Here is a 690-nt window from a genome sequence, read left to right on the forward strand (position 1 = left end):
CCGGCGCGGCCGGGGTGACCGGGACGGCGCTGATGACCGGCGCGGCCGGGGTGACCGGGACGGTGAAGGCGGGCAGGCCGCCGAGTCGGGCCCCCGCCCGCGCGACCTGGGCCGCCCGGCCCGTACCGGTGAGCCCGCCGGTGCCGTCGACGTCCGGGCGGCCGTCCGGCGGGGCGGTGCCGGTGCCGACGCCTTCCTGGACGCCGTGGCCGAGCGCCTCGCCCTCGGTGTGGCGGCCGTCAGCGCCGTACTGGACCCCGGGTGCGTCGTACTCGGCGGCGAGACCGGTCACGCGGGCGGCTCCGCCCTGGCGGTGCGGGTCGAGGCGCGGCTGGCGGAGCTGTCGCCGCTGCACACGGAGGTGCGGGCCAGTGCCCTGGGGGGCGCCGCCGTGCTGCGCGGCGCCCTGCTCACCGCACGTGACGCCGCCCAGGACGACCTCTTCGGGCCCACCCGCTGAGGCCGCCCCGCAGCTCGGCGGGGTCTTTCCCCTATCCCGCCCCTTCCCGAGTCGGGGGGCTCTGCCCCCCGAACCCCCCGCTCCTCAAGCGCCGGAGGGGCTGATTGTCAGCCCGTCCGGCGTTTGAGGACGAGCTCCCCCAAGCTCTTCGAGCAGGGGTACCCCCAAGGCGCGATACGGGGGTCTGGGGGCGGAGCCCCCAGTTTCGGGAAGGGGCGGGACAGGGGACA

The 690-nt window shown here is 78.0% G+C and carries 1 protein-coding gene; it reads left to right on the top strand.

Annotation, left to right across the window (positions count from 1 at the left end):
- On the top strand, positions 1-460 hold a 460-nt coding region (locus tag HTZ82_RS06880), incomplete at its 5' end, for an ROK family protein (RefSeq protein ID WP_175408393.1).
- Positions 461-690: the final 230 nt, after the last annotated feature.

The organism is Streptomyces sp. TRM64462 (assembly GCF_013362995.1).
In the GTDB taxonomy this organism is placed as follows: domain Bacteria; phylum Actinomycetota; class Actinomycetes; order Streptomycetales; family Streptomycetaceae; genus Streptomyces.